The sequence below is a fragment of the Pseudonocardia sp. UM4_GMWB1 genome (assembly GCF_017312155.1).
GTDB classification, from domain to species: domain Bacteria; phylum Actinomycetota; class Actinomycetes; order Mycobacteriales; family Pseudonocardiaceae; genus Pseudonocardia; species Pseudonocardia alni.
Map to the genome: position 1 here is coordinate 3662250 of NZ_QJPN01000001.1, position 23299 is coordinate 3685548.

Consider the following 23299-nt stretch of genomic DNA (forward strand, 5'->3'; position numbering starts at 1 on the left):
ATGTCGGTGCTGACCGGGGCCGCACGCGAGGTGCGGACCGCCCTGCGGACCGGCCGGGTCACCCCGGCCACCCGCACCAAGTTCCAGACGGTGGCGCTGCTGCTGCGCGACGAACGGGCCCGCGTCCGCGACCGCCACGACGACGCGAAGCGGGCCGAGACCCTGCAGCGTCTCGACGAGATCGCGAAGGCACTGGCGATGGACGCGGTCCGCGACGCGGGCCTGCTGGCGCTGCTCGCCGACGACGCCGTCGTCTCCGACTCGGCACGCGCGCTCAAGCGGGAGATGCTGCGGTCGGCCGGGATCGAGGTCGACGAGCCCGAGCCGGAACCGGAGCCCGTCGAGGTCCCGCTCGTCCCGGCGAAGCCGCAGGTCGTGCCGCAGTCCGTGGTGGCCCGGCAGATGGCCAACCCGTTCCTCGCCCCCGACTTCTCCGCCGCGCCGCCGAGCGGCCCGCGCCCGACGCCGCTGACCGGCTGGGAGCTGCTCGGCCCGCTGCTGCGCTCCTTCGAGCGCGCCGGGGCGGGTGCGCCGGCCTGCATGGAGCTGCCCGAACCCTCGACCAGTCCCGTCCCCGGCGGGCGGGAGCTGATGCCGCACCAGGCGGAGCTCGTCGCCGCCGCGGAGAACGGGCACCGCACCTTCCTGCTCGCCGACGAGCCCGGCCTGGGCAAGACCGCGCAGGCACTGCGCGCGGCGGAGGCCGCGAACGCCTATCCGCTGCTGGTCGTCGTGCCGAACGTGGTGAAGACCAACTGGGTGCGCGAGGCCGCGCTGTGGGCGCCGCGCCGGGCCGCGACCGCGATCCAGGGCAACGGCGACTCCGTCGACGGCTTCGCCGACATCGTCGTCGTCAACTACGAGGTGCTCGACCGGCACATCGGCTGGCTGGGCGACTTCGGGTTCCGCGGGATGGTCGTCGACGAGGCGCACTTCATCAAGAACCGCACCTCGCAGCGGTCCAAGCACGTCCTGGAGATCGCCGAGAAGATCCGGTCGTTCATCCCGCGGCCGCTGCTGATGGCGCTGACCGGCACCCCGCTGATCAACGACGTCGAGGACTTCCTGGCCATCTGGCAGTTCCTCGGCTGGATCGACGCGACCAAGCCGCGCGCCCAGCTGCTCGACGCGCTGACCGCGACCGGCATGACCCCGGCCGACGGGCTGTTCGAGCGCGCCGCCCGCCAGTGCGTCGTCGACATGGGCATCGTGCGCCGTCGCAAGATCGACGTCGCCGCGGACATCCCCGCCCGGCGCATCGCCGACCTGCCCGTCGAGATCGACGGCCCGACCGGCCGGTCCATCCGGGCCGCCGAGAAGGCGCTGGCCCGGCGGATGGTCGCCCGTTACACCGCCGCGCTCGCCGCCCGCCGGTCCGGCCCGACGGTCGAGGGCATCGACCACGGCCTGGTCCGCGACGTCGCGGGCTGGGAGCAGAAGGACGCCGCGGAGGCGGGCTCCGGGGACAACGTGTTCACGATGATGCGCCGCCTCGGCCGGGCCAAGGCCGGGCTGGCGGCGGACTACGCGGTGCAGATCGCGCGCAGCGCGGGCAAGGTCGTGTTCTTCGCCAAGCACGTCGACGTCATGGACGCCGCCGAGCAGACCTTCGCCAAGCAGGGCGTGCGGTACTCCTCGATCCGCGGCGACCAGACGCCGTCGGTGCGCCAGCGCAACATCGACGCGTTCGTGAACGACCCGGGCGTCGCGGTGGCGGTGTGCTCGCTGACCGCGGCGGGGGTCGGGCTGAACCTGCAGGTCGCCTCGAACATCGTGCTCGCGGAGCTGTCCTGGACCGCGGCCGAGCAGACCCAGGCGATCGACCGCAGCCACCGGATCGGACAGTCCGAACCGGTGACCGCGTGGCGGATCCTCGCCGCCCAGACGATCGACGCCCGGATCGCCGACCTGATCGACTCCAAGGCCGGCCTCGCGGCGGCGGCGCTCGACGGCGCCGACGACGTGTCCGGGTCGTCGGCCGACGTACAGCGCGAGGCCCTGGTCGCGCTGCTCACCGAGGCGCTGGAGGCCGACCTGGCGGCGTGAGCGGCCGGGTCAGCTCGCCGGCGGCGTGTAGAACTGCAGGTCGTTGCCCTCGGTGTCGCGGAACGGGAAGATCCGGCCCCAGGAGTGCTCGCTGATGGCGCCCTGGACGTGGCCGCCGCGCTGCTCCAGGTCGTCGAGGGCCTGCTCGATGGACGTCTCCGGGTGGAAGCTGATCACGGCACCGCCGTGGTCGGCGGTCTCCGCGGTCTCCCGGCCGTTGAGCCCGATGGTGAGGCCGCCGGCATCGAGCTCGGTCCAGTCGTCGCTCTCCATCGTCACGGCCAGGCCGAGGACGTCCCGGTAGAACGCGGTCGCCCGCTTCATGTCGGTCACCGGCACCCAGACCGCTGCCACCTGCTTCGCCACGTCCACTCCGTTCCGCCGGCGTGCACCGACGTGTCGCTCGACACCCTGTCCCCGGAGGCCTACCCCGGGGCGGTGCGGCGAAACGACGGGCTCAGGCGGAGCCGCCGAGGTGCTCGGCGAAGTGGCGCTCCATCGCCCGGAACAGCCGGATCCGGTTCTCCGGGTTGGCGAAGCCGTGCCCCTCGTCGGTGGCCAGCAGGTACTCCACCGGCACCCCGCGCTCGCGCAGCGAGGCCACGATGTTGTCCGACTCGGCCTGCACGACCCGGGCGTCGTTGGCGCCCTGGGCGACCAGCAGCGGCGTGCGGATCCGGTCGACCATCGTGATCGGCGAGCGGGCCGCGAGGTCGGCCGCCTGCTCCGGCACGTCCGGGTCGCCCGCGTAGCGGTACCAGGCGTTGACCTGGTACGGCCGGACGAAGTCGGGCAGGGTCCGCATGAAGTTGGCCAGGTCGGAGATGCCGACGTAGTCGACGGCGGCGGCGAAGCGGTCCGGGGTGGCGGTCACGCCGACCAGCGCGGCGTACCCGCCGTAGGAGCCGCCGTAGATGCCGATCCGGTCCGGGTCGGCCCAGCCCTGCCCGACGGCCCAGTCGCAGGCGTCGATCAGGTCGTCGTGCATCGCGCCCGCGAGCTCACCGATCGCGGCGGTGAGGTGGCGGCGGCCGTAGCCGGTGGAGCCCCGGAAGTTGACCTGCAGCACGGCGTACCCGCGGTTCGCCAGGAACTGGACCTCGGGGTCGTAGCCCCAGGCGTCGTGCGCCCACGGCCCGCCGTGCACGACCAGGACCAGGGGCAGGCGCTCGGTGTCCTGCCGAGTCGTGCCGACGGGCAGGGTCAGGAAGCCGTGCAGCGGGAGGCCGTCGCGGGCGGTGAACGACACCGCGTCCATCGGTGCGAGGTCGGCCGGGTCGAGGTGCGGGTGACCGCGGAACAGCTCCCGGCTCTCCCCCGTGGCATGGTCGTAGAGCCGGTACACGCCCGGCTCGCGGTCGTGGGTGTACCCGGCGATCCAGAGCCGCCCGGACTCGTCGGAGGAGACCGACTCCAGTACGCCGTCGGACAGCGCGGACAGGGCCTCGAACACCGGCGCGAACTCCGGGTCGAGGATCTCCAGGTGCGGCCGGCCCCCCACGTACCGGGCGGCGACGACCTCGCCGGTGGCGCTGTCGGTGAGCAGCGTCTGCGGCAGGCCGGGGCCGAGCATCCCCAGCGTGTCCAGGCTCGTCCCGTCGACGGCGGACACCACGGTCTGCTCGCCGGTCTCCCGGTCGATCCGGACCAGCCGCAGGTCGTCGGAGTCCTGGTGGAGGCCCAGGAGCAGGCCCGTGCCGTCGGGGGTGACCATCTGCGGGTACACACCGACCGGATGCTCCGGGCCGCCGACGGTGTGCAGCAGCCGTCGCCCGCCGTCGGGGTCGACCGCGGAGAACTCGTAGTCGCCGGCCTCGGTCATGACCGAGTGGAACGCCGGGCGGCCCTCGCGGTCGGTCAGCCAGGTCTCGCGCAGCCCGGGCTGGGCCAGCTCCAGGGTGGTCTCGCCGGTCGCGAGGTCGACCCGGAACATGTCGATCGACATCGGGTCGGGGTTCATCCAGACCAGCACGGTGCCGGGGCGCTCGTGGGACGGCTCGACCCCGAACACCCTCGAGCCCGGCGCCATCGGCGTGAGGTCGACGGCGGGCTCCCCGGGGGCGTCGAGGTCGACCCGGTACAGGTGCCAGTCCTCGTTGCCGTCGGTGTCCTGCTCGTAGAGCATCCAGCGCGGGTCGCCGGTCCAGTGGTAGCGGGAGATCCCGCGGCGGGTGTCGTGGGTGACCACGAAGGCGTCGGCGTGGGTCTCCTCGACACCCCGGACCCAGAGGTTGTGCCGTCCGTGGTGCGACGCCAGGTAAGCGATGCGCGTCCCGTCCGGCGACAGCGACGGCCCGGCGAACTCCGGGTCGGCGAAGAAGTCCTCGAGGGTGATGCGGGTGCGGGTGGGTGTCCGGGTCGTCGGTGCGTGGGTCATCGGTGTCTCCTCACGGAGCCGGGGACCGTCCCCGGTGCCTGGGCCCCATGGCACCGTCGGCCGTCGCGGCACACTCCAGCGATCGTGACCCGGGTCACCCACCGGCACGGGGCGCGGTGGTCTCCCGGGCACGCCGGCGCGAGCCGAGCCCAGGTGGCGCTCATGCGGCCCGGCCCGCAGGCCGCGCCCTCCCGTCGGTGGTGCGCGACCTGCTCACCACCCCGCGACGGCGCGGGCTACGTCTACCTGCGGACCTCCGGCGCGGGCCTGCGCCTCGACCTCGGCGACGCACATCCGATGCTCGGCCGGGTCGCGCCGGGGTTCCGCCTCGCCGACGGCACCCGGCTCGGCCAGCTCACGGCCACCGGCTCGGGTGTGCTGTTCGGCCCGGGGCCGACCCCGCGCCGGGCGCCGTGGCACACGGCTGGGCGGACCGGATACGCCGCGTCACCGGCCCGCTGCGCGACGACCTCGGCACCGGCACCGTGCTCCTGCGTCCCGACGGCGCCGTGGCCCGGGTCGGCGGGGACCGGCCCGATCCCGCGGCGCTGCGGCGGGCGGACCGCCGCTGGTTCGGGGGGCCGGCCGCCTGACCGGGTGCGTGCCCCGGCGGGCGGACCGCCGGGGCACGCCCGGCTCAGTTGCCGACGCCGTCGAGCAGCCAGTGGTAGCGCAGCCGCAGCGCGCGTTCGGTGCTGGCCAGGGCGGCCGCGACACCGAGCGCGATGTTGAGCCAGATCGGCAGGTGGACCGGCGACTCGAACACCCCGACCGCCGCCGCGACCGGCGGGATCCGGCTGAGCGGCTCCAGCAGCTGCAGCAGGTTCAGCCCGACGCCGACGACCAGCGCCACCACCGAGACGACGCCGAGCACGCGGCTGAGCGAGGGGTGCTCGCGCTCCAGGCGGGCCCGGCGGCCCTCCGCCGAGCGCGGGTCCGGGACGAGCTGCCGGACCGCACCGGCGGCGGTGACGTACCGGCAGCGCTTCACCCCGAACGCGCTCGTCGCGACCTCGATGGCGCCGCCCTCGACCGGGACGACGGCCGGTACCCGCGACGACGCGTGGTGCCGCCCGTCGCGATACACCTGCGCGACGACCTGCCCGGTCTCCCCGCTGCCCTGGTGGCGCACGTCGACGGAGTACCGCACCGGCCGCCCGTCGGCGCCGGTCAGGTCCAGGTGCAGCAGGGCACGCCCCAGGAACAGCTGCCACCAGCGGAAACGCTTCAGCGGGCTGCCGTCGCCCGGTCTCACCCGTCGGACGGCGCGGTGTCGTCGCCACTCGGTCAGCATCCGGTCCCCCCCGAACCCGCGTCCTGACCAACACACTGTATTGGTCCGTTCGGCGGCACGCTAACACGGTGTACTAGTAGCCTGCCAGGGGTGGACGAGACGCAGCGTCGGAGGCTCGGCAGCCGGGACCGGGTGCTCCTGGCCGCGATGGAGCTGTTCGGCCAGGACCCGGGGACCCGGCTGAGCGTGCGCGCGGTCGCCGCGCGGGCCGGGGTCAGCACCGGCTCGCTGCGCCACCACTTCCCGACCCAGCGGGCGCTGCAGGACGAGGTCCTGACCCGCGTCTACGACCTCGTCGCCCCCGACGACGCCATCCACGACACCGCGGTGCCGGCCCGGGACAGGCTCGCAGCCTGCCTGCGAGAGGTGCTGAACCGCACAGGGGTCGGGGAGCAGGCGCGCCGGGCGCTGCGGACCGCAATCGACACCTTCGTCGCACCCGAGCCGACCGAGGAGCTCCGGACGGCCTACCTCGCCATCGAGCGCGAGGTGCGGCGCCGGGTCGAGTACTGGCTGACGACCCTGGTCGACGAGGGCGCGCTCGCCCCGGGCGACAACGCCCGGCGGGCACGGTTCCTCATGACCGTGGTCGACGGGCTCGGCATGGAACGGGCACTGCCCGCCGCGGACCCGATCCTGCGGACCGAGACCGAGACGCTGTACCTGGCCGTGGACGCCGTCCTGGGCGACCCGGGCGGCGGGACCCGGGGCGACGGCCGGTCCTGATCACACGCCCCGCCTCGGGCACGTGCGTCACGCCGGGACCCGCTCCAGGAAGCGCCGCAGGTGGCCGGCGACGACGTCGAGATGGCTCTCGAGCAGGAAGTGTCCGCCGTCCACCAGGTGCACCTCGACGTCCCGGGCGTCGCGGGCGAACGCCCGCGCCCCGTCCGGTCCGAAGATCTCGTCGTTGCGCCCCCACACCGCCAGCACCGGGACCCCGCTGCTGCGCAGGAACCCGTGCAGGCGCGGGTAGAGCGGGCGGTTGGTGCGGTAGTCGCGGAACAGTGCGAGCTGGACCGCGTCGTTGCCCTCCCGGGAGACGAGCGCGTGGTCGTGGTGCCAGGTGTCCGGGTCCACCGTTCCCGGGTCGGGCACGCCGTGCAGGTACTGCCACCGGATGGCGTCGAGGTCGAGGGCGGCGCGGACGGCGGGCTCGGTCCGCGGGCCGGGCGCGTCGCCGTAGGCCTAGACGTCGGTCCAGAACGACTCGACGAAGCCGTCCTCGTAGCCGTTGCCGTTCTGGGTGACGATCGCGGTGATCCGCTCCGGGTGGGCGAGCGCGAGCCGCCAGCCGATCGGTGCGCCGTAGTCCTGGACGTAGAGGGCGTAGCGGTCGACACCCAGCAGCTCGAGCAGCCCGTCGGTGATGCCGGCGAGCGCGTCGAAGGTGTAGTCGAACTCCGCCGCGGGCGGAGCCGCGGAGTACCCGAAGCCGAGGTGGTCCGGCGCGATCACGTGGTGGTCGCCGGCCAGCAGCGGGATCAGGTGCCGGAACATCGACGAGCTGGTCGGGTAGCCGTGCAGCAGGACGATCGTGGGTGCGTCGGCGGGGCCGGCCTCCCGGTAGAAGATCTCGTGTCCGTCGACGGTCGCGGTCCGGTGGTGGACGAGCGGCATGACTAACTCCTTCACGCGATTGATCTGGTTAGACCTCCTCACGGAAGCACGCCCGCGTGTAACCTGTCAAAGGACTCGATGCGGTTAGGAGACGACGTGGACCTGCTGCTGGACCTGCTCAACAGCAGACCCCTGGTCGACGGTGTGGAGCGCGACGTCCTCCGCGACCCCGCCTCCGCGCGCCGCTGGGCGCGGGAGCACGGCGGCGACGGCGGCCCGGAGGAGCTGACGGTCCTGCGCGACGCGCGGGACGCCCTGACCCGGGTCGCCCGGGGCGGCGCCGACCCGGGCGTCGCGCTGGCCCCGCTCCTCGACGGCGTGCACCGGACGCCGGAGTTCACCGACGGGCGGCTGACCTGGCGGACCGTCTCCCCGCCGCACGCCCGGCTCGCCGTCGAGGCCGTCCTGGCCTGGGCCGCCGTCGAGGAGGAGCTGCCCGGCCGGCTGCGCCCCTGCGCGAACGACGCGTGCCGGCTGTTCCTGCTCGACCGCAGCCGCGCGAACCGCGCCCGGTGGTGCTCGATGGCGGTCTGCGGGAACCGCGCCAAGGCGCGCCGGCACTACGAACGGACCCGCTGAGGCGCTCCTCAGCCGGGCCCCTCCACCAGGGCGGTCACCCGGATCTCGACCCGCATGGCGGCGAGCCCGAGCACGGTGACGCCGGTCTGGGTCCAGACCGGGGCCCGCCCGCCGAGCCGGCTGCGGAACTCCCGGACCATGATCCGGTTGTGCTCGTCGCCGATGGCGTCGGCCCCGGCCGCGACCTTGTGGTACGAGTTCACGTGCACGACGTCGGCCCAGGTCGCGCCCGCCTCGGCGAGCGTGCGCCCGACGTTGTCGAACGCCCGCACGATCTCCTGCTCCAGGTCCTCGGCGACGACCAGGTCGTCGTCCCAGCCACCCTGGCCCGAAGTCTCCACCCGGTTGCCGATCCGGACCGCCTGGCTGTATCCGAGCAGATCGCGGGCGGTCACACCGTAGCCCGGCGTGACGTGGAAGGTGGCGGTCTCGCGCTCGATGACTTCATTCATGAATTCAATCTACAAGTCATGGCTTCACCTGTAAAGTACGCTCCGACACCCACGGACGGGAGCGACGGGCGATGACGGACCGGGCGACACCGGAGGCCGGCGGTGACGGGCCGACGTGGCTCGACAGCGGGGAGAAGGCCGCGTGGACGGGCCTGGTCTCGCTGATCATGCTGCTGCCCGGCCGGCTGGAGGCACCGCTGCAGCAGGCGCACGGCCTGACGCTGTTCGAGTACCTGACGCTCAGCCACCTGTCCGAGGCTCCGGGGCGCAGCCTGCGGATGAGCGAGCTCGCCTTCCTGACGAACGGCTCGCTGTCCCGGCTGTCCAACGTGGTCAAACGACTGGAGGGCCGCGGCTGGATGCACCGCTCCCCCGACCCCGACGACGGCCGCTACACCCTCGCCGCCCTCACCGACGCCGGGTTCGACGTCGTGCACGCCGCGGCGCCGACCCATCTGCGCGCGGTGCGTGCCCTCGTCCTCGACCGGCTCGACGCGGCGGACCGGGCGGCGCTGAGCCGGATCGCCGTCGCGCTGGGGGTGCAGGACTTCCCGCCGTCCTGAGCCGGCGCGACGGGACGGCGCGGTCAGCCGTCGCCGAGGACCCGGCGGCCCAGCACGTGGCGGGCGTCGGCGTCCCCTCGTCCCCGAGCCGCGACCGTAGCGGCGGCCCGTACTCACCCCGTTTCCGATCCGGATCCCGCGGAGCGGAAGAGGATGCGCCTCCGGTTCGTTGACGGAGAGGTCACCATGTCGATCGTGAGGTGCTGTCATGCCGCTACCGCTGCCGTTGTCGATCCTGGACCTGGCCACCGTCGCCCGGGGTGAGACCGTCGCCCAGGGCCTGGAGGCCAGCACCCTGCTGGCGCAACGCGCCGAGGAGTGGGGGTTCCGCCGGATCTGGTACGCCGAGCACCACAACATGGGCTCGATCGCGTCGGCGGCGACGAGCGTGCTCATCGCCCACGTCGCCGCGCACACCGAGCGCATCACGCTCGGCTCCGGCGGCGTGATGCTGCCGAACCACTCGCCGCTGCAGATCGCCGAGCAGTTCGGCACCCTCGCCGAACTCCACCCCGGCCGCATCGAGCTGGGGCTCGGCCGCGCGCCCGGCACCGACCAGGCGACCGTCGCGGCGCTGCGGCGGGACCCGCGCGCGTCGGAGACCTTCCCGCAGGACGTACAGGAGCTGCAGGCGTTCCTCGGGACCACCAGCCTGGTCCCGGGCGTCGAGGCCCACCCGGGCCGCGGCACCGGGGTCCCGCTGACGATCCTGGGGTCCTCCCTCTACGGCGCCCAGGTCGCAGCCGCGCTGGGACTGCCCTACGGCTTCGCCTCGCACTTCGCGCCGGACGCCCTGGAGCAGGCCGTGGCGCTCTACCGCCGGGAGTTCCGGCCGTCGGAGCAGCTGTCCGCCCCGCACGTCCTGGCCGGGGTGAACGTCATCGCCGCCGACTCCGACGACGAGGCACAGCAGATCCAGCGTGAGGTGCAGCGGTCCCGGGTCCGGCTGTTCACCGGCCGTCGCGGGGCCTCGCTCACCGACGCCGAGGCCGACGCCGTCCTCGACAGCGCCTCGGGCGGGCAGATCCGGTCGATGACCCGCTACACCGCGGTCGGGACACCGGATACCGTCACCGCGTACCTGGAGGACTTCGCCGCCCACGCCGACGCCGACGAGCTGATCGTCACCGGCCCGGCGCCGCGCCGGGAGAGCTGGTGGCGCAGCTGGGAGCTGCTGGCGACGAAGGTCCAGAACACGAGCTGACGACGACGTCAGCGGGGCGGCGGGCCGACGCTGTCGCGGGACACCAGCACCGGGGCGATCTTCCGGTGCACCGCCTGCGACACGTCCGGTCCGGCCTCGTGGTTCAGCAGCAGGTCGAGCGCCTCGCGGGCGACGGCCTCGAAGTCCGCGCGCAGGCTGGTCAGCGGCGGGATGAGGTGCGCCGAGACGGGCACGTCGTCGAACCCGACGACGCTGACGTCCCCGGGAATGCTCCGGCCGCGGTCGTGGAAGGCGTGGAGCAGGCCGGTGGCCAGCGCGTCGTTCGCGGCGAACACCGCGGTCACCTCGGGCATCCGGGCCATCAGCTCGCCCGCCCGGTACCCGGCGTCCGCGCTCCAGTCCGCGGCCATCACCGGGGGCACCTCGGCCCCGGCCGCGTGCAGTGCCGCGACCCAGCCGGCCGCGCGGCCCGCCGCGTCGAACCAGTCGGTGGGGCCCGCGACGTGCCAGACGGTCGCGTGCCCCGCGGCCAGCAGGTGCTCGGTCGCGATCCGGCCGCCCTCCACCTGGTCGACCGTGGCCATCGGCAGCTGCTGGTCGGGATCGCCGTCGACGGTGACGAGCGGGACGTCACGCGGCACGGTGTCGAGCGCCTCGGCCACCGACGCCACCGGCGCGATCACGACGATCCCCGCGACCTGCCCGTCGAGGTGGCGCTGGACGGCCTGGCGCACCGACCCGCCGTCGATCTCGCGCACCCGCACGACGCTCACGCCGAACCCGGCGCCGACCGCCTGTTCCTCGAACGCGGCGAGCAGCGACACCGGGCCGAACAGGGTGGACCGCGGCGCGACGACGCCGAGCACCCGGTCGCGGCCGGTCACCAGAGTGCGGGCGGCACGGTTCGGCCGGTAGCCGAGCTCCTCGATCGCGGTCCGGACCCGCACCCGGGTGCTCTCCCGGACGTTCGGGTGTGCGTTCAGGACGCGGGAGACCGTCTGGTGCGAGACACCGGCACGACGGGCCACGTCGAACATCGACGGTGCCCGCTGCGGCCTCGGTCCCGGCTCCATCGCGATCCCCACGCCCCTCCCCCTCCGATCGGTGCAGCGTAGCCGTCCGTGATCATCCTCTACGGAGGGCGATCACACCCGCTCAGGCGTCGCCACGGGCGCGCCGCTTGTTCCAGACGTCGAACGCGACGGCGAACAGCAGCACGAGTCCCTTCACGACCGACTGCACGGACTGGTCGACGCCCATGAGCTGCATCCCGTTGCTCATCACGGCCATGATCAGGCCGCCGACCAGCGCGCCCACCACGGTCCCGACACCGCCGGTCACCGCGGCACCGCCGATGAACGCGGCGGCGATCGCGTCGAGCTCGAACATGTTCCCGGCCGCGGGCTGGGCGCCGTTGGAGCGTGCGGAGTAGATGACACCGGCCACCCCGGCCAGGAAGCCCATGTTCACGAAGATCCAGAACGTGACGGCCTTGACCTTCACCCCCGACAGCCGGGCCGCGGCCGCGTTGCCGCCCAGGGCGTAGACGTGCCGGCCGAACACGGTGCGCCGGGTGAGCAGCCCGTAGGCGAGCACCAGAACCGACAGGACGACCAGCACCACGGGCAGCCCGCGGGAGGAGGCGAGCTGCCAGGCGAACGCCATGACGACCAGCCCGACGAGTGCGATCCGGCAGGCGAACAGCGGGAAGGACTCGACCTGTTGCAGGTCGAGCACCTTGGCGACCCGGCTGCGGTAGGCGAGCACCGCGTACCCGGCCACGCCGAGTGCGCCGATCAGGACGGTGAAGGCGTCGTAGCCCTGGCCGCCGATGAGCCCGTTGAGGAAGCCGCCCGCGATCTGCTGGTAGCCCGCCGGGAACGGCGACAGGGAGATGTTGCCCAGTACCTGCAGGGTCAGGCCGCGGAACAGCAGCATCCCGGCCAGGGTGACGATGAAGGCGGGGATGCCGACGTAGGCCACCCAGAACCCGTGCCAGACACCGACCAGCACCCCGACGCCGACGGCCGCGACGACGCCGACCCACCACGGCAGGCCGCCGCCGATCACCAGGACCGCGGCCACCGCACCGGTCAGCGCGACCACCGACCCCACCGAGAGGTCGATGTGGCCACCCACGATGACGATCACCATCCCGATCGCGAGGACCAGGATGTAGGAGTACTGCAGGACGATGTTGGTGATGTTCCCCGGGCTCAGCGAGACACCTCCGGTGAGCACCGCGAACAGCGCGACGATCGCCACGAAGGCGATCACGATCCCGCTCTGGCGGACGTTGCCGGCGAGCAGCCGGCGCAGGTTGCTCGTGCCGGAGTGCAGGGCGGCCGCGCCGGCGCCGGGACGCTCGTCGGAGGAGGGGTCCTTCTTCGGGAGGGTGCTGGTCATGCGGAGCTCTCCGCCTCCTGGGTCATGAGGGTCATCAGGCCCTCCTGGGTGGCCTCGGCGACCGGCACCTCACCGGTGATCCGTCCGGCCGACAGGGTGTAGACGCGGTCGCAGATCCCCAGGAGCTCGGGCAGCTCGGAGGAGATCACCAGGACCGCCTTCCCGGCCTCCACGAGCCGGTTGATGATCACGTAGATCTCGTAGCGCGCACCCACGTCGATCCCGCGGGTCGGTTCGTCGAGGATCAGCACGTCGGGCTCGGTGAACAGCCACTTGGCCAGCACGACCTTCTGCTGGTTGCCGCCGGACAGGGTGCCCACCCCGACGCTCGTGCTCGCGGCCCGGATCCCGAGGTCGCGCCGGTAGGTCTCGGCGACGCGCAGCTCGGCGTCGCCGTCGACCCAGCCGCGGCGGGAGAGCCGGTGCAGTCCCGCACCGGACACGTTGCGCCGGATGTCGTCGATCAGGTTCAGGCCGAAGTGCTTGCGGTCCTCGGTGACGTAGGCCAGCCCGGCCTCGATCGCCTCGGGCACCGAGCGGGCACGGACCTCGCGCCCCCCGACCTCCAGGGTGCCGCTGACCTCGCGGCCCCAGGACCGCCCGAACACGCTCATCGCGAGCTCGGTGCGGCCCGCGCCCATCAGCCCGGCGATCCCGACGACCTCTCCGGCCCGCACCGACAGCGACGCGGCGTCGACGACCTTGCGGTCCTGGGTCGGGTGCCAGACCGTCCAGTCGGTGATCCGCAGCAGCTCGTCCCCCGGGCTGCTCACCCGGTCCGGGTAGAAGGAGGTCAGGTCGCGGCCGACCATCCCGCGGATGATCCGGTTCCGCGGGGCGGGCTCGTCGGCGACGGTGAACGTCTCGACGGTGCGGCCGTCCCGGATGACGGTGGTGCGGTCGGCGGTGGAGACGATCTCGTCGAGCTTGTGCGAGATGATGATCGAGGTGATGCCGTCGTCGCGGAAGCGCCTGATCAGCTCGAGCAGGTGCGCGGAGTCGGTGTCGTTCAGCGCGGCGGTCGGCTCGTCGAGGATGAGCAGCCGGACGTCCTTGGTCATCGCCTTGACGATCTCGACGAGCTGCTGCTTGCCGACACCGAGCCGGCCCACCGGCGTCGCGGGGTTCTCGGTGAGCCCCACCTCGCGGAGCAGGCGGGCGGCCTCGGCGTGCGTGCGCCGCCAGTCGACCAGTCCCAGCCGGCCGCGCCGCTCGTTGCCCAGGAACACGTTCTCGGCGATCGACAGGTGCGGCACCAGCGCGAGCTCCTGGTGGATGATCACGACGCCGTCGGCCTCGGAGTCGCGGATCCCGGTGAACCGGGCGGGCCGGCCGTCCAGCACGACCTCGCCGTCGTAGGTGCCTGCGGGATGCACCCCGGAGAGCACCTTCATCAGCGTCGACTTCCCGGCGCCGTTCTCGCCGCAGATCGCGTGGATCTCGCCGCGGCGCACGGCGAGCGAGACCTCCGACAGCGCGGTCACCCCCGGGAAGGTCTTGGTGATGGCGCGCATCTCGAGGATGGTGTCCGGCGGGTCGCCGCCGGGATCGTGGTCGGTCACGTCGTCCTCCGTCACGGAAGGGGTGGGGCCGGTCGCGGGACTCAGCCCTGGCGGCCGCGGGCGACGTCCTCGGCCGTGTAGTAGCCCGAGTCGACCAGGACCGGCGCGATGTCGGCCTTGAACACCGTCCGGACCGGCAGCAGGTAGGACGGGACGACCTTCACCCCGTTGTCGTAGGTGGTGGTGTCGTTGGCCTCGGGGGTGCCCCCGTCGAGGAACGCCTTCGCGGCGACGACCGCCTGCTCGGCCAGCTGACGGGTGTCCTTGAAGACCGTGGAGCTCTGCACCCCGTCGTCGATCAGCTTGACCGAGGCGATCTCGGCGTCCTGGCCGGTGACGGTCGGCATCGGCTTGGCCGGGGTGCCGAAGCCCGCGTTCTGCAGGGCGGTGAGGACACCGCGGGAGATGCCGTCGTAGGGCGAGAGGACGCCGTCGGGGCTGCTGCCGTCGTTGTAGGAGGAGGTGAGCAGGTCCTCCATCCGCTTCTGCGCGGTCTCCTGCGCCCACCGCAGCGTGGCGGCCTGCTCGATGGTGGTCTGACCGCTCTTCACCCGGACCGTGCCGTCGTCGATCAGCGGCTTCAGCACCGACATGGCGCCGTCGAAGAAGTAGAAGGCGTTGTTGTCGTCCAGCGAGCCGGCGAACAGCTCGACGACGACCGGGCCGCGCTCCGGGCCGGGCGACCCGTCGGCGTTCTGCAGACCCATGCCGCGCAGCAGCGCGTTCGCCTGTGCCACCCCGACCTGGAAGTTGTCGAAGGTGACGTAGAAGTCGACGTTCGGGCTCTCCCGGATCAGCCGGTCGTAGGCGACCACGGGGATGCCGGCGTCCTTGGCCGCCTGCAGCTGCCCGGACAGGGCGGTCCCGTCGATGGCCGCGACGAGCAGGAGGTCGGCCCCGCTGGTGACCATCTGGTCGATCTGCTGGGACTGGGTGGGGATGTCGTCGTTCGCGTACTGCAGGTCCACCTGGTAGCCGGCGGCCGTGAGCTGGTCGCGGACGGCATTGCCGTCGGCGATCCACCGCTCGGAGGTCTGGGTCGGCATGGAGACCCCGACCGTCAGGTCGCCGGGTGCCTCCCCGGCCCCCGCGCCGCCACCTCCCCCGGCGCCCTCGCCGCCGCAGGCGGCCAGACCCAGTACCAGCAGGGCACCGACGGCGACGGTGCGCATCCTCGTGAACACAGGCGATCTCCTCGTCGAGACGGCAGCGGGCGGGACGCGCCCGATCGGGAACTGAACCCGGAAATGTGAACGTTAACCACACCGTCGTCGCCACGGAAGTGGCGTTACCCGTCCGTTATGCGCCGCGTCTTTCCGTCCCGAGCCGGCCCGACGATCCCCGACCACCGCACTTTCTCACCCGACGGCGACCGGAGAGTGAGCGTGCACCGCCGTGAACGGTTCGCAGGGTTCGCTCGTCCGGGGACCATTGAGTCCATATGCTGTTAGCGATAACATCCGCCCGCCGACCGGTCTCCGGTCGGCCGCGTTCGTGACCCGAGGAAGTGCTCATGATCCGACCACCGGTCGACCCCACCGACGCCCTCGTGGTGGGCGTCGACTTCGGGACGCTGTCCGGACGGGCGGCCGTCGTCCGTGCCGCCGACGGGGCCGAGCTCGGCACCGCCGTCCACGCCTACACCCACGCCGTCGTCACCGACGCCCTGCCGGGCCGGCCGGACCTGCGCCTGCCGCCGGACTGGGCGCTGCAGGTGCCGTCGGACTACGTCGACGTCCTGCGCCGCGCCGTCCCCGAGGCGGTCGCCGCCGCCGGGGTGGACCCGGCGCGGGTGGTCGGCATCGCCACCGACTTCACCGCCTGCACCATGGTCCCGACCCTGCGCGACGGCACCCCGCTGAACGAGGTGCCCGACCTCGCCGACGAGCCCCACGCGTACACCAAGCTCTGGCGCCACCACGCCGCCCAGCCGCAGGCCCACCGCATCAACGCCCTCGCCGCCGAACGCGGCGAGAGCTGGCTCCCCCGCTACGGCGGGTTCATCTCCTCGGAGTGGGAGTTCGCGAAGGGTCTGCAGATCCTGGAGGAGGCCCCCGCGGTCTACGCCAGGACCGAGCGCTGGGTCGAGGCCGCGGACTGGATCGTCTGGCAGCTGTGCGGCCGCTACGTCCGCAACGCCTGCTCGGCCGGCTACAAGGGGATCCTGCAGGACGGCGCCTACCCCGGCCGCGACTTCCTCGCTGCGCTGAACCCGGCCTTCGCCGGGTTCGCCGAGACCAAGGTCGCCCACGAGATCGGTGAGCTGGGCGCCGTCGCCGGGACGCTGACCGCCGAGGCGGCAGGCTGGACCGGGCTGCCCGAGGGGATCGCGGTCGCCGTCGGCAACGTCGACGCCCACGTCACCGCCGCCGCGGCGAACGCCGTCCGGCCCGGGCAGATGGTCGCGATCATGGGGACCAGCACCTGCCACGTCATGAGCTCCGACGTGCTGCGCGAGGTGCCCGGGATGTGCGGTGTCGTCGACGGCGGCATCGTCTCCGGGCTCTGGGGCTACGAGGCCGGGCAGAGCGGCGTCGGCGACATCTTCGGCTGGTTCGTCGAGCACGGCGTGCCGCCCGCCCACCACGAGGCCGCCCGGGCGCGCGGGCTCGGCATCCACGAGTACCTCACCGAGCTGGCCGCCGGGCAGGCGGTCGGCGAGCACGGGCTCGTCGCGCTCGACTGGCACTCGGGCAACCGGTCGGTGCTGGTGGACCACGAGCTGTCCGGCGTCGTCGTCGGGCAGACCCTCGCGACCCGGCCCGAGGACACCTACCGGGCGCTGCTGGAGGCCACCGCGTTCGGCACCCGGATGATCGTGGAGACCTTCGCGGCCTCCGGCGTCCCGGTGACCGAGCTGATCGTCTCCGGCGGGCTCACCCGCAACGCCCTGCTCATGCAGATCTACGCCGACGTGACCCGGCTGCCGCTCACCGTCGTCGAGACCGGGCAGGGCCCGGCCCTGGGCTCGGCGATCCACGCGGCCGTCGCCGCGGGGGTCCACCCCGACATGCCCACCGCGGCCGCCGCGATGGGCCGCGTCCGGGAGGGCGCACACCTGCCCGACGAGGAGTCGGCGAAGTACTACGACGCCCTGTTCGCCGAGTACACCCGCCTGCACGACCACTTCGGCCGGGGCGGCGACGACGTGATGCACCGCCTGCGCGCGATCCGCCGCGAGGCGCGCGCCCAGCGAGAAGGAGACCTCGACGCATGACCGACACCCTGGCCTCCCCCGGCGTCGCCGCCACCGTGGCGCGGCTGCGCGAGCAGGTGTGCGCGCTGCACGCCGAGCTCGTCCGCTACGGGCTGGTCGTCTGGACGGCGGGCAACGTCTCGGCCCGCGTCCCCGGCCACGACCTGATGGTCATCAAGCCCAGCGGGGTCTCCTACGACGACCTGACCCCGCAGACCATGGTGCTGTGCGACCTGCACGGCACCCCCGTCGAGGGCGACCTGACGCCGTCGTCGGACACCGCGGCGCACGCCCACGTCTACCGGGCCATGCCCGGGGTCGGCGGCGTGGTGCACACCCACTCCACCTACGCCAGCGCATGGGCGGCGCGCGCCGAGCCGATCCCGTGCGTGCTCACCGCGATGAGCGACGAATTCGGCGGGGACATCCCCATCGGTCCGTTCTCGCTGATCGGCGACGAGTCGATCGGCCGCGGCGTCGTCGAGACACTGGCCGGCAGCCGCTCCCCCGCCGTGATCATGCAGAACCACGGCGTGTTCACCATCGGTGCCGACGCCCGTGCCGCGGTGAAGGCCGCGGTGATGTGCGAGGACGTCGCCCGCACCGTGCACCTCGCCCGCCAGCTCGGCGACACCGTGCCCATCCCCCAGGCCGAGATCGACAGCCTCTGGGACCGCTACCAGAACGTCTACGGGCAGCGTTGAGCGCCGCCGCACCCCGCAGGAGGGACGTCCGATGAGTGGCTCGCTGCTCGACAGCTACGAGGTCTGGTTCCTGACCGGGAGCCAGGGCCTCTACGGCGAGGAGACCCTCGCCCAGGTCGCCGACCAGTCGAAGGTCGTCGCCGACCGGCTCGACACCGCCGACGAGATACCGGTGCGGGTGGTGTGGAAGCCCGTCCTCACCGACGCCGACGCCATCCGTCGGATCTGCCTGGAGGCCAACGCCGACGACCGCTGCCTCGGCGTCATCACCTGGATGCACACCTTCTCCCCGGCGAAGATGTGGATCCCCGGGCTCGAGGCCCTGACCCGCCCGCTGCTGCACCTGCACACCCAGGCCGGTGTCGACCTCCCCTGGTCGGAGATCGACATGGACTTCATGAACCTCAACCAGGCCGCGCACGGCGACCGCGAGTTCGGCTACGTCCAGACCCGGCTCGGCCTGGCCCGCAAGACCGTCGCCGGGCACGTCTCCGACCCGGTGCTCCGGGACCGCATCGGGACCTGGACCCGCGCGGCCGCCGGTGCCGCCGAGCTGCGCTCGCTGCGGCTGGTCCGGTTCGGCGACTCCATGCGCGACGTCGCCGTGACCGACGGCGACCGGGTCGAGGCCACCCGGGTCTTCGGGATGTCGGTGCAGACCTACGGCGTGAACGACCTCGTCGCCGTCGTCGACCAGGTCCCCGACACCGACGTCGACAAGCTCGTCGCCGAGTACGCCGAGGTCTACGCCGTCGTCCCCGAACTGCTCCCCGACGGCGACCGGCACGAGGCGCTCCGCTACGGCGCGCGGGTCGAGATCGGGCTGCGCTCGTTCCTGGAGGCGGCGGGCGCGCAGGCGTTCACCACGAACTTCGAAGACCTCGGCGGACTGCGCCAGCTCCCCGGTCTCGCGGTGCAGCGCATGATGGCCGACGGCTACGGCTTCGGCGCCGAGGGCGACTGGAAGACCGCGGCGATGCTGCGCGCGGTGAAGGTCGTCGCCACCGGGCTGCCCGGCGGCACGTCGTTCATGGAGGACTACACCTACCACCTGCGGCCCGGCCGCGAACGCATCCTCGGGGCGCACATGCTGGAGGTCTGCCCGAGCATCACCGGGTCCCGGCCGTCGCTGGAGATCCACCCGCTGGGCATCGGCGGGCGCGAGGACCCGGTCCGGCTGCGGTTCACCGCCGACCCGGGCCCGGGCGTGGTGCTCGGCATCTGCGACCTCGGAGAGCGGTTCCGGCTGGTCAGCAACGACGTCGAGGTCGTCGACCCGGACGAGCCCATGCCGAGGCTGCCGGTGGCGACGGCGACCTGGGTCCCGGAGCCGTCGCTGGCCACCTCGGCCGAGTGCTGGCTGATGGCGGGCGGCCCGCACCACACGGTGCTGTCGACCGCCGTCGGCGTCGAGGCCCTGGACGACCTGGCCGAGATCGTCGGGACCGAGCTGGTGCACATCGGCGACACCACGAGCCCGCGGACCTTCCTGCACGAGCTGCGGTGGAACAACGCCTACCACCGGCTCGCGCGGGGCTTCTGAGCTCCGCTCCCCGGCCACGGTGCCGGCCGCCTCCGACGGGTGGCCGGCACCGTGGTCCAGGACGGGGACGCGCCTCGCCCACGGCAGGTGGGGACGGCTCGCTTCCGACGCGAGCCGGCGCGCGATCGGTCACCTACCGGCGGCCGGGTCACTGCCTGCGCCCGGGGGTGCGGAACCTCAGGTCGCCCGCCACGTCGAGCCGCGCGAGCTCGGCACGGGAGGTGACGCCGAGCTTGGGGTAGACGCTGCCCAGGTGGTGCCCGACCGTGCGGTGGCTGATCAGCAGCCGGGCCGCGATCTCCCGGTTGGTGAGCCCCTCGGCGGCCAGCTGGGCGACCCGCAGCTCCTGGGCGGTGAGCCCGGCTCCGGCCGGTTCGTGCCGCGCCCCGGACTGCGCGGCCAGGCCCAGCTCCCGCACCGCCCGTGCCCGCAGCGGCGCCGCGCCGAGGCGGGCGAAGGTCTCGGCCGCCCCGGTGAGTTCGTGCCGGGCGTCGGCGCGCCGGCGGACCCGCCGCAGCCACTCGCCGTAGAGCAGCCGGGTGCGGGCCTGCTCGAACGGATCCGGGACGGTACCCGCGCCGTCGAGCGCAGCCCGGTACGCGGCCTCCGTGTCCGGGCCGCCGGCGGCGAGGGCACGGAGACGGTGGGCGGCGGTACGGGCCCAGTGGGCGCCGGTCCGCCGGGCCCACGTCTCGACGGCCACCAGCCGGGCCGCGGCCGTCTCCGTACGGCCCTCCTGCGTCGCGGCCTCGGCGGTGTCCGGGGCGGCGAGCAGCGCGAACGTGGGGTGGGCGGCCTCGTGGCCGGGCTCGCCGAGCGGCATCAGGTGGTGCAGGGCGTCGCGGGGCCTGCCCTCGAACAGCGCGGCCCGGCCCCGCACCCAGTACGCCGACGCGGTGAGCGCGCGCACCCCCTGCAGGACCGAGACGGCCAGCGCCCGGGTGGTGTGGCCGTCCAGTCCGGGGGCGTCGCCGCGGGCCGCGGCCAGGTTGGCCAGACAGAGCCGGCACTGGCTCGCCACGTGGTCCGCCCCGACCTCCTCGGCCAGCCGCAGGCCCTCGGTGGCCCCGGCCTCGGCCGTCTCCCACCGGCCCGCCGCGACGTCGAGGACCGCGCTCTGCGCGAGGACCATCGCGAGCGCGGCGAGCTCGTGCCGCCGCCGCAGCTGCGCGGCCTGCATCCGCAGCACGTCGTGCAGGGGCCCCTCGACCCCGCAGGCCTGGGCCAGCGGCACGGGCGGCAGCAGCTCCCACGGCACGGTCCCGAGCAGGCCGACGGTGGCGGCGTCCGTGGCCGGGAGCGGCCCGGCGGCCCGGCCGGTCCCGTCGTAGCAGGCCCACCAGGACCGCAGCGTCCGCATGACCGGTGCCGGCTCGCCGGCGGGGTCGAGGGCGAGCAGCCGCGCCAGCGCCGTCTGCTGCAGGTCCGGGCGGCCCGCCGACCACGCCGCGCGGGCCGCCACCGTGCCCAGCTCCATCGCCGTGCGCGTCCCGTCGACGACGGCCATGTCCCCCACCAGGTAGTGGTGGGCGCGCTCGGAGAGGCCGACGGTGAACTCGAGGATCCCGCGCAGCCCGCCGCTGCGCCGCACGACGGGCTCCATTCCGCCCAGGCGCTCGGCGTCGTCGAGCAGCCGCCGGGCCCCCTCGGCGTCGCCGGCGTCCCAGGCGGCGCGGGCGGCGAGCGCCAGCCGGCGCGCGGCGTCCACGGGGTCCGGTGACAGGTCGGCGGCCCGCCGCAGCGTGCGTGCCGCCAGTGGGCCGGCGCTGCGCTCCAGGCACCGGGCGGCCGCCTGCTCCAGCAGCACCGCGACGTCCTCGTCGGCGCCGTCCGCGGCGGCCGCCAGGTGCCAGGCGCGGTGCTCGGTGGCCTCGGGTGGCAGCGCCGCGGCCAGCGCGCGGTGCGCGGCCCGGCGGTCCGGGAAGGGGGCGCCGTCGTAGAGGGCGGCCGGCACCAGCGGGTGGCGGAACCGGAGGCGGGGGCCCGAGGCCTGCAGCAGCCCGGAGTGCAGCGCCTCGTCCCAGGTGGAGGCGTCGACACCCCACCCGGCACCGGCCCGGTCGACGACGTGCCGGTCGCCCCGCCCCTCGGCGGCCGCCAGCAGCAGCAACGCCCGGGTGGCCGGTTTCAGCGCCTCGGCACGGGCGCAGAACGCCTGCCGCAACCGGGGCCCCACCGGCATCGGCTCCCCGGACGCCCCGTCGCGGGCGTCGCGGGCGACGGTGGGCAGCTCCTGCAGCGCGAGCGGGTTGCCCCCCGCCGTCGCGACCGTGCCCTCGACGAGGGCCTCGTCGGCGCCGGGGACGGCGGCGGCGACCAGCCGGCGGGCGGCGTCGTCGGTGAGGCCCACGACCTCCAGCGCCGGCACCCCGTCCCACGGCCCCGGGGACGGGGCCGCGTGGTCGGTCAGGATCACCAGGACCGGCTCGGTCCGCACCCGGCGCGCGAGGAAGCCCAGACAGTGCGCCGTCGCCTCGTCGACCCACTGCGCGTCGTCGACGACGACGAGCACCGGCCGCTCCCGGGCCAGGCCGGAGAGCAGCGACACCACGGCCGCGCCGATGAGGAACCGGTTGGCCGGGTCCCGGCTGATCCCGAACGCGCCGCGCAGCGCGGCGGCCTGCGGGTCCGGGAGCTCGTCGAGCCGGTCCAGCACCGGCCACAGCAGCGCGTGCAGTGCGCCGAAGGCGAGCCCCGTCTCGATCCGGGTACCCCGGGTCCGGAGCACCGTGACCCCGGACGCGGCGTCGACGACGTGGTCGACCAGTGCGGTCTTGCCGATTCCCGGCTCCCCCCACAGCACGAGCGCCGCACCCGCGCCGCCGGCCGCGCGTGCCAGCAACCGTTCCAGCGCCGCGGTCTCGGTACGCCGCCCGAACAGCTCCATGATCCCCCGCAGCCCCGTCCCGCCGGCGACCGTGGCACGGCCGATCCGTCGCACCACCGTAACCACGTCGTCCGGATCGTCCCGGCGACCGATCCGGTGACCGATCCGCCGGGACCGGCCGGACCCGACACTCGCCGGGTGACCCGCCCCGCACCCACCGATGCGTCCGCGCCGTCCGGGAGTCCGGACTTCACCGGGCTCCGTGCGACCTACGTCAACTGCACCCTCAACCGCTCCCCCGGCCGCAGCCACACCCAGGGCGTCATCGACCGCAGCATCGAGATCATGGAGGCGAACGGGGTCGGCGTCGACCGGTTCCGCGCCGTCGACCACGACATCGCGACCGGCGTCCGCCCCGACATGACCGAGCACGGCTGGGACACCGACGCGTGGCCCGCACTGCTCGACCGCGTCCTCGCCGCCGACATCCTCGTCATCGGCGGGCCGATCTGGCTGGGCGACAACAGCTCCGTGACGAAGCGGGTCATCGAGCGCCTGTACGGCCACTCGGGCGTGCTGAACCCCCGCGGCCAGTACGCCTACTACGGCCGCGTCGCCGGGTGCCTGCTCACCGGCAACGAGGACGGCCTCAAGCACTGCGCGATGAACATCCTCTACAGCCTCCAGCACATCGGGTTCACCGTCCCGCCCCAGGCCGACGCCGGCTGGCTCGGCGAGGTCGGCCCCGGCCTGTCCTATCTGGACGAGGGTTCCGGCGGTCCGGAGAACGACTTCACCAACCGCAACATCGCGTTCATGACCTACAACCTGATGCACCTCGCTGCGATGATCCGGGGCGCGGGCGGGTTCCCGGCCCACGGCAACCAGCGCACGGCCTGGGACGACGGCACACACCCCGGGCACACCAACCCCGAGTACCGCTGACGCGGGCGACGGCCGACCCA

19 protein-coding genes and 1 pseudogene are annotated in these 23299 nt (G+C 73.8%); 10 read left to right on the forward strand and 10 right to left on the reverse strand.

What is annotated here, in order from left to right; all coding sequences use genetic code 11:
• Entirely contained in the window at positions 1-2046 is a 2046-nt protein-coding gene (locus DMP15_RS17460) for a DEAD/DEAH box helicase (RefSeq protein ID WP_202416385.1), read from the forward strand.
• A 9-nt stretch (positions 2047-2055) separates the two neighbouring features.
• Here the strand turns inward: DMP15_RS17460 and DMP15_RS17465 are convergent, their stop codons facing one another.
• Positions 2056-2412, reverse strand: a complete 357-nt coding sequence (locus tag DMP15_RS17465) for a VOC family protein (protein WP_139282757.1) — start codon at positions 2410-2412, stop codon at positions 2056-2058.
• Between the two features lie 91 nt (positions 2413-2503).
• A complete protein-coding gene (locus DMP15_RS17470; RefSeq protein WP_337826171.1) occupies positions 2504-4423 on the reverse strand; it encodes a S9 family peptidase in 1920 nt (639 codons plus the stop codon).
• A gap of 47 nt (positions 4424-4470) precedes the next feature.
• Here DMP15_RS17470 and DMP15_RS17475 point away from each other — a divergent pair, with 47 nt between their 5' ends.
• The gene (locus DMP15_RS17475) at positions 4471-5016 is read left to right on the forward strand and encodes an aromatic-ring hydroxylase C-terminal domain-containing protein (protein WP_337826172.1); all 546 of its coding nucleotides are present in this window, start codon (positions 4471-4473) and stop codon (positions 5014-5016) included.
• 44 nt (positions 5017-5060) lie between these two features.
• Here DMP15_RS17475 and DMP15_RS17480 read toward each other — a convergent pair whose 3' ends face one another.
• Entirely contained in the window at positions 5061-5678 is a 618-nt protein-coding gene (locus DMP15_RS17480; protein WP_253068325.1) for a hypothetical protein, read from the reverse strand.
• A 129-nt stretch (positions 5679-5807) separates the two neighbouring features.
• Between DMP15_RS17480 and DMP15_RS17485 the strand changes: the two genes are divergently transcribed.
• Entirely contained in the window at positions 5808-6443 is a 636-nt protein-coding gene (locus DMP15_RS17485) for a TetR/AcrR family transcriptional regulator (RefSeq protein WP_337826173.1), read from the forward strand.
• A 27-nt stretch (positions 6444-6470) separates the two neighbouring features.
• On the opposite strand, the pseudogene DMP15_RS17490 reads toward DMP15_RS17485, so the two are convergent.
• A pseudogene (locus DMP15_RS17490) lies at positions 6471-7337 on the reverse strand (alpha/beta fold hydrolase).
• A 96-nt stretch (positions 7338-7433) separates the two neighbouring features.
• Between DMP15_RS17490 and DMP15_RS17495 the strand changes: the two are divergent.
• A complete protein-coding gene (locus DMP15_RS17495) occupies positions 7434-7916 on the forward strand; it encodes a CGNR zinc finger domain-containing protein (RefSeq protein ID WP_179760026.1) in 483 nt (160 codons plus the stop codon).
• A gap of 8 nt (positions 7917-7924) precedes the next feature.
• On the opposite strand, the gene DMP15_RS17500 is transcribed toward DMP15_RS17495, so the two are convergent.
• Positions 7925-8368 carry a Rid family hydrolase gene (locus DMP15_RS17500; RefSeq protein ID WP_073575101.1) on the reverse strand — a complete coding sequence of 148 codons (444 nt, stop codon included), beginning with the start codon at positions 8366-8368 and terminating at the stop codon, positions 7925-7927.
• A gap of 71 nt (positions 8369-8439) precedes the next feature.
• On the opposite strand from DMP15_RS17500, the gene DMP15_RS17505 reads away from it, so the two are divergent.
• Together DMP15_RS17505 and DMP15_RS17510 are read left to right on the forward strand one after the other, a co-directional pair.
• On the forward strand, positions 8440-8931 hold the full coding sequence (locus DMP15_RS17505) for a MarR family winged helix-turn-helix transcriptional regulator (RefSeq protein WP_073575102.1): 492 nt from the start codon (positions 8440-8442) through the stop codon (positions 8929-8931).
• A 208-nt stretch (positions 8932-9139) separates the two neighbouring features.
• A complete protein-coding gene (locus DMP15_RS17510; RefSeq protein WP_073575103.1) occupies positions 9140-10135 on the forward strand; it encodes an LLM class flavin-dependent oxidoreductase in 996 nt (331 codons plus the stop codon).
• An 8-nt stretch (positions 10136-10143) separates the two neighbouring features.
• Here the strand turns inward: DMP15_RS17510 and DMP15_RS17515 are convergent, their stop codons facing one another.
• The 4 genes from DMP15_RS17515 to chvE all read right to left on the reverse strand — a co-directional run bounded on the left by DMP15_RS17515 (position 10144) and on the right by chvE (position 15236).
• Positions 10144-11181 (reverse strand): LacI family DNA-binding transcriptional regulator, encoded by a 1038-nt coding sequence (locus tag DMP15_RS17515; protein WP_253068320.1) that lies wholly within the window; start codon positions 11179-11181, stop codon positions 10144-10146.
• A gap of 70 nt (positions 11182-11251) precedes the next feature.
• Positions 11252-12502 (reverse strand): multiple monosaccharide ABC transporter permease, encoded by a 1251-nt coding sequence (mmsB, locus tag DMP15_RS17520; protein ID WP_073575104.1) that lies wholly within the window; start codon positions 12500-12502, stop codon positions 11252-11254.
• On the reverse strand, positions 12499-14016 hold the full coding sequence (locus tag DMP15_RS17525; RefSeq protein ID WP_073575378.1) for a sugar ABC transporter ATP-binding protein: 1518 nt from the start codon (positions 14014-14016) through the stop codon (positions 12499-12501). Before DMP15_RS17525 ends, mmsB begins: the two co-directional genes overlap by 4 nt.
• Before the next feature lie 89 nt (positions 14017-14105).
• Positions 14106-15236: a multiple monosaccharide ABC transporter substrate-binding protein gene (chvE, locus tag DMP15_RS17530; RefSeq protein WP_062402894.1), complete on the reverse strand. Its 1131-nt coding sequence runs from the start codon at positions 15234-15236 to the stop codon at positions 14106-14108.
• A gap of 341 nt (positions 15237-15577) precedes the next feature.
• Between chvE and araB the strand changes: the two genes are divergently transcribed.
• Genes araB through araA form a run of 3 tightly spaced genes read left to right on the forward strand, consistent with a single transcriptional unit; the run spans position 15578 to position 19507 of the window.
• On the forward strand, positions 15578-17281 hold the full coding sequence (gene araB / locus DMP15_RS17535) for a ribulokinase (RefSeq protein WP_337826174.1): 1704 nt from the start codon (positions 15578-15580) through the stop codon (positions 17279-17281).
• Entirely contained in the window at positions 17278-17964 is a 687-nt protein-coding gene (locus DMP15_RS17540; protein WP_073575106.1) for an L-ribulose-5-phosphate 4-epimerase, read from the forward strand. Before araB ends, DMP15_RS17540 begins: the two co-directional genes overlap by 4 nt.
• A 31-nt stretch (positions 17965-17995) precedes the next feature.
• On the forward strand, positions 17996-19507 hold the full coding sequence (gene araA / locus DMP15_RS17545; protein ID WP_073575107.1) for an L-arabinose isomerase: 1512 nt from the start codon (positions 17996-17998) through the stop codon (positions 19505-19507).
• 148 nt (positions 19508-19655) lie between these two features.
• Here araA and DMP15_RS17550 read toward each other — a convergent pair whose 3' ends face one another.
• A complete protein-coding gene (locus DMP15_RS17550) occupies positions 19656-22451 on the reverse strand; it encodes a helix-turn-helix transcriptional regulator (RefSeq protein ID WP_337826175.1) in 2796 nt (931 codons plus the stop codon).
• 81 nt (positions 22452-22532) lie between these two features.
• Between DMP15_RS17550 and DMP15_RS17555 the strand changes: the two genes are divergently transcribed.
• Complete coding sequence (locus tag DMP15_RS17555; protein ID WP_073575108.1) at positions 22533-23279, forward strand: flavodoxin family protein; 747 nt, start codon at positions 22533-22535, stop codon at positions 23277-23279.
• The last annotated feature ends 20 nt before the right edge of the window (positions 23280-23299 follow it).